General features: G+C 71.2%; 5 protein-coding genes. All 5 read right to left on the reverse strand.

Features of this window, described 5'->3' with window-relative positions; genetic code table 11:
• Positions 1-46 precede the first annotated feature (46 nt).
• Entirely contained in the window at positions 47-205 is a 159-nt protein-coding gene (locus tag ACIRDX_RS20030; RefSeq protein ID WP_396627206.1) for a DUF2256 domain-containing protein, read from the reverse strand.
• A 198-nt stretch (positions 206-403) separates the two neighbouring features.
• Positions 404-2,314, reverse strand: coding sequence for a heavy metal translocating P-type ATPase (locus ACIRDX_RS20035; RefSeq protein ID WP_396627207.1), 1,911 nt, complete (start codon positions 2,312-2,314; stop codon positions 404-406).
• 3 nt (positions 2,315-2,317) lie between these two features.
• Positions 2,318-2,890, reverse strand: coding sequence for an NADPH-dependent FMN reductase (locus ACIRDX_RS20040; protein WP_396627208.1), 573 nt, complete (start codon positions 2,888-2,890; stop codon positions 2,318-2,320).
• A gap of 42 nt (positions 2,891-2,932) precedes the next feature.
• Positions 2,933-3,973, reverse strand: coding sequence for a hypothetical protein (locus ACIRDX_RS20045; RefSeq protein ID WP_396627209.1), 1,041 nt, complete (start codon positions 3,971-3,973; stop codon positions 2,933-2,935).
• 22 nt (positions 3,974-3,995) lie between these two features.
• Positions 3,996-5,626: hypothetical protein (locus tag ACIRDX_RS20050; protein WP_396627210.1), on the reverse strand; the 1,631-nt coding region annotated here is incomplete at its 5' end.

The following is a 5,626-nucleotide window of genomic DNA, read 5'->3' on the forward strand; positions in this document are numbered from 1 at the left end:
ACAGGCTCGACGTGACCGGGGAACCACACGCGCCTTCCAGGAGAGGCTACGCGCCCTTGCCGCGGCGGCAGGCGTCGCTGCAGTACTTCACCTGCTCCCAGTCGCGCGCCCACTTCTTGCGCCAGGCGAACGGGCGGCCACAGGTCGCGCACACTTTCGTCGGCAGGTGCTGCTTCTTCACGCCGCGCATGAATGTAGGACGCATGAATCCGCCCGCCTGATCCGAAGGGGACGGGTAGGGCCCGCTCTCCGCCCCTCGACTTCGCTCGGGGCGACCTGAGCGCAGTCGAAGGCCGAGCGGGCCGCTCACGGCCGGTTCGGAGAACCGGCCCTACCTGACCGTCGACATGAATGTCGACGGCTACGCATGGCTCTCGCACGACCGCCGTTCGGCGTTCGGCGTTCAGCCCTGCCGATACGCGAGCAGGCGCAGCGCGTTGGCGATGACCACGAGCGTGCTGCCCTCGTGGAGCACCACCGCCGGGCCGATGCCGATCGTGCCGGTCGTCGTCACCACGATCAGCAACGCGATCACGCCGAGCGCGATGACCAGGTTCTGCACGATGATCCGCCGCGTCTGCCGGGCCAGGCCGATGGCGAACGGCACCTGCGCGATGTCGTCGCTCATCAGCGCGACGTCGGCCGCCTCGAGCGCGGCGGCGGTCCCGGCCGCGCCCATCGCGATACCCACGGTGGCACTGGCCAGCGCCGGCGCGTCGTTGACGCCGTCGCCGATCATCGCCACGCCGCCATGCCGCTGCCGCAGGTCGGCGATGGCGTCGGCCTTGTCAGCAGGCAACAGGTGCGCACGAACCTCGTCGATGCCGACTTCGCGGGCAATCGCCGACGCGACCTGATCGTTGTCGCCGGTGAGCATCACGATTGGCGAGATGCCGAGCCGGCGTAGCGCCGCCAACGCCGGCGGCGCCGCCGGACGCGGCCGGTCGGCCACGCCAATCACGCCGAGCCAGGCATCGCCCTGCCGGACCACCATGGTGCTGCGGGCACGCGCCTGCAGGGCCTGCACGACGTCGGCGACGCGGGCCGGGACGCCGCCGGGCAGGTCGGCCCACATCCGCAGGCTGCCGATCTCCACGAGCGCGCCGTCGACATGGGCGCGCACGCCGCGGGCGGTCACACTCTCGAGCGGCCCCGCATCGGGCACCGTAACCCCATCGGCATCGGCTCGACGCACGATGGCTTCCGCGAGCGGGTGTTGCGACTGTCGCTCGACGGCCGCGGCTACCGACAGCAACCGGGCGGGATCGGCGTCGATCGGTTCGACGTCGGTCACCTCGGGTCTCCCCATCGTGAGCGTGCCCGTCTTGTCCACCGCGAGCGCCCGCACCATGCCGAGCGCTTCGAGCTGGGCGCCGCCCTTCACCAGCACGCCGTGCCGTGCCGCCTGCGCGATCCCCGACAGGATCGCCGCAGGCGTGCCGAGCGCGAGCGCACAGGGCGACGCGGCGACGAGCAGTGCCATACCGCGATAGATGCTCGTCGCCCACGGCCACACGCCAAGCAACGGCGGCGCCACGATCAGGATCAGTGCGCCGAGCAGCACCACGGGTACGAACACACGCTCGAACCGCGCCGTGAGCTGTTCGGTGTGCGCCTTCTGGGCCTGGGCCTGCGCCACCAACGTGATGATCCGATCGAGCGTCCGCTCGCCGGCGCCGCCCGTCGTCTCCACCTGCAGCGCCCCGTCGCCGTTGACGGTGCCCGCGAACACCTGATCGCCGGGGGCCTTGTCGACGGGCACGGACTCGCCCGTGATCGGGGCCTGGTCGACGGCGGACCGGCCGCTGCGCACGATACCGTCCACCGGCATGCGCTCGGCTGGCCGCACCAGCACGAGCGCGCCGCGCGTGACCTGCTCGATCGGCACCACCTCATCGTGCCCGTCAGCGAACAACAGCCGGGCCGTCAGGGGCGTGAGGTCGCCAAGCGCACGAATCGCCCCGGTCGCCCGCCCCATCGCGTAATGCTCAGCCGCGTTGGCAAGGGAGAACAGGAACAACAGGAACGTGCCCTCGACCCACTCGCCGAGTGCGGCAGCCCCGACCGCCGCGAGCAGCATCAGCAGGTCGATGTCGGCGCGGTACCTGCCGGCAAGGACGTCGGCAAGGTTGGTGCGGACGAGATCCCACGCGCCGCACGTGCCCGACGCCAGGTACAACGCGACTGCGGCCTGGTGAGGCAGGCCGAGCCATGTCTCGCCCACCCAGGCGGCCAGCAGCAACGCGCCACACGCGAGGCTCAGCGCCAGCCGCGCGTCGATACGCCAGCGCCCCTCGTCGGCCGGCGCGTCCATCCGTCAGCCGCGACCGGCGCGCATGCCCGCCAGGGCCGTGGCCCACCGAGCCAGATCAGTGAGCATGGCCGCCGCCGCTGCGTCGAGCTTGGCGTCCGACGCAAACGTGCCGTCGGCGTCGATCCGGGAAGCGAACATCGGGATCGCGACGCTCGCAACGATGGGCATCACGCCGACCGAGGTGAGGGTCTGCTTGGCCATCTGCACGCCGCGCAGGCCCGCAGACACGCCCCCGTAGCTCACGAACGCGGCGGGCTTCTCCGACCACTCCGTGTACAGGTAGTCGATCGCGTTCAGCAGGCTCGGGGGCGCGGCGAAGTTGTACTCGGGCGTCACGAACACGTAGGCATCGCCGCGCTCGACGATGGCGCTCCATCGCTTGGTGTGATCGTGCTGGTACTTGCGGAGGCGCGGGTGCTCGGGCTCGTCGAGCAGGGGCAGGCCGACCTCGGCCAGGTCGACGACCTCGACCTCGAACGCGCCATGGGCGCGGGCTCGCTGCTCGAACCAGGTGGCGACCGCGGGGCCCTTCCGGCCAGGACGCGTGCTGACGATGATGATCTGGAGGCGCAACATCCCCTCAAGTATCCCTCAGGCCGGTGAGAGAGCCGTGAGGCGTCAGCGCACCGGCACCGGAAGGCGGAAGCGCCGGACTTCGTGGGCCTGGTCCGGGCGGGCGACTTCGGAGTAAATCCAGAGCTCGTCGCCGACCCGCAGCCACTGGGAGTAGCGCCACGTGTGGAGCCGGCCGGGGGTCGTACTCAGGCCAACCGGTCCGTCGGGGGTGAGGTCGACCAGGTGGTGCAGGTCGAACGTGAAGGCCAGTCCGGTGCCGATGTTGTAGACCGGATCGACCCACGTGGTCGACGACCCCTCGTAGACGAACAGCCAGCCGACGCCGAGCGGCAGCACCGAAGCCGGACGGGCGAAGAAGTTGCGCCACCCCACGAGGTCGAGCATCGGGGCGTTCACGTCGCCCACGGGCGCCCATCGCTCGCCGTCGTCGCTCGTGAAGTGGTACGTGCGTTCGTTCTGCCGTACGTAGCCGATGACGAACGCATGCCAGCGCTGCCCGTCGTGCATCACCACCGGGTCCTTGTACTCGTGGACGCTGACGTCGCGGTCGGACTGCCGCGGCGGCGCGGTGATCACGGGTCGCGCCGTCGACGCCAGGAATCCCGTCGGCGTGTCGGCGTCGTCCAGCTTCAGGATGGCCCAGGCGCCGCCCTGCCAGGCGCCGCAGAGGTACAGCTTGAAGCGCCTGGTGACCGGGTCGATCACCAGCGCCGGGCGCTCGAACCCCAGCACGGGCACCTCGCCGCGGCGGATATGGTGCACCGCGTCGAAGCGTACGCCGTCGGTGCTGCGCAGGATCCGGATCTCGTAGCCGCGCTGCCCCCGCGGCGCCTCGGGGCTGCGCATGCGGGCGGCCATCCAGAACACGCCGGCGTCGTCGCGGACAACCGACGGGGCGCCCGCCCACCACTCGGCGGCCTCCGTGTCGGGGCGCAGCACCACGTCGCCCGAGGCGAGGGCCCTCGCCAGCGACGCCGCCAGGGCCGAGGGCCGTGGCGCCGGCCCCTGCCAGGCGGGTTGTGCGCCAACGCCGACGCCACAGCCGGCGACCAGCATGCCCGCCAGGGCCAGGCGCGCGCGCATTCGCCTCAGGGACGCCCGCACGTCACGGCACCTTGATCAGCCAGGCCTCGTGCACGCGCGAGTGCTGGCGCCAGTTGCGATCACTCTCGTCGATGTCGTCGAACGAGAGTACGATCCGTCGCGAGCGGATGGCCTCGAGCGGCACCTCGAACACCTTCGGGTCCCCGAGGGTCGTGGACGGATGAGTGGGCTGCACCGGCGTGCCGTTGATGCGGAGCCGCACGTCGCCGTTGCCGTTGAGTCGCACGACATACCGCGCCGACGGATCGATCTGCTCGTACACCAGCGCGATCGGCCAGCGCAGGCTCACCTGCCAGGAGAGGCGCTTGCGGCTGCGGCCTTCCTGCTCCCACGTGAAGTGCGGCGTCGGCCCGTCCTCGAGTTCGGGCGGGTTGGCGCCGCTCACCTTCGCCTTCCGCACATGCGGCGACTTGCCGACGTGCCCGAGGTCGTCGTAGAAGCTGCCCGCCCCCGGGGCTTCCCATCGGGCGAGCTGCGCCAGTCGTGCGCGTCGCGCTGTCTCGTCGGGCAGCGCCAGCACGCTGGCGAACTCGTCCTCCAGCCACCAGCGGTTGTTGAGGGGGAAATGCAGGAAGTCGAGCACCGCGCCGCGCTCGGTACCGCTCGCCTTGTAGTTGGGCGTGTCCATCTGCATGCCGATGGATGCGAACAGGGCCGCGCCGAGTTCGAGGATGCGCCGGCGCCAGGCGTCGTGCGGGCCTGGCGTGTCGGCCTCGGCGAGGATGGCCCTGGCGCGCGTCACGGCGGCGGCCGCGCCGGTGGTGGCCGAGGCCAGCAGTGCGGCGTTGGTCCGATCCTCCAGCGCGGTCTCACGCAACAGGCGGTGCCGCGTGTAGGCGTCGTAGTAGGCGCGGAACAGCGCCTGCTGCCAGCGCCAGTTGCCCCCCAGGCCCGGAGCCTCGGCCTCGAGCCGCTGCCACGCCACGAGGCTGCCGTCAACGGCGCCGTTGGTGGCCAGCGGCCCTTCCCAGTTCTTCTCGAGCGCGAGCAAGCTGTCTGCCGCACGCTCGGCGACCGGCTCTCCGAAGAAGAGGCGCGCGTACTCGACGAGGATCTCGCGCGGCGTCAGCGACGGCGACCACGCCTTCCGGCTCCACACCGCCTTGTTCACATCGTCGTTCACACCGTCCGAGTAGCTGATGAAGCCGTCGGTGTGCGAGGCGATGCGATCGTGCAGCGACGCGTAGAAGACCGGACGCGGGTTGATCGGCTCGCGACCGAGCGTGAAGTTGTAGGCGGGATCCCAGTCGGGCACCACGTACTGCGCGCGCACCGTGTGCGTCACGTCCGGGTAGTCGCGGAGACGGTACCGCGGGTGCAGGCGGGCGCGGGTCTCGGCCAGCGGCGGGCTGCTCGGGCCGGCGACGAGGCCGCCAAGCCACGGCAGCGGCGCGGCACTGATCTGGTCGTAGATCCAGGTGATCTGCGGCGCGTCGAACCACTGCAACGAGAGCCACACCTGCGACTTCGGATGATGGCGCCGCAGGCGCTCGGCGAGGTCCTTGAGCCACGGGAGCACGAGCTCGGCGCGGTTGTGCCCGGGGTCGCCGCCGGGCACGAACACGTGGTCGATGCGCGGCAGCTTCACGAAGAGCGCCTCCAGCGAGTCGAGTGTCTTCGCTCGCAGGGCCG

This window comes from Luteitalea sp. (assembly GCF_044337415.1).
Lineage (GTDB): Bacteria > Acidobacteriota > Vicinamibacteria > Vicinamibacterales > Vicinamibacteraceae > Luteitalea.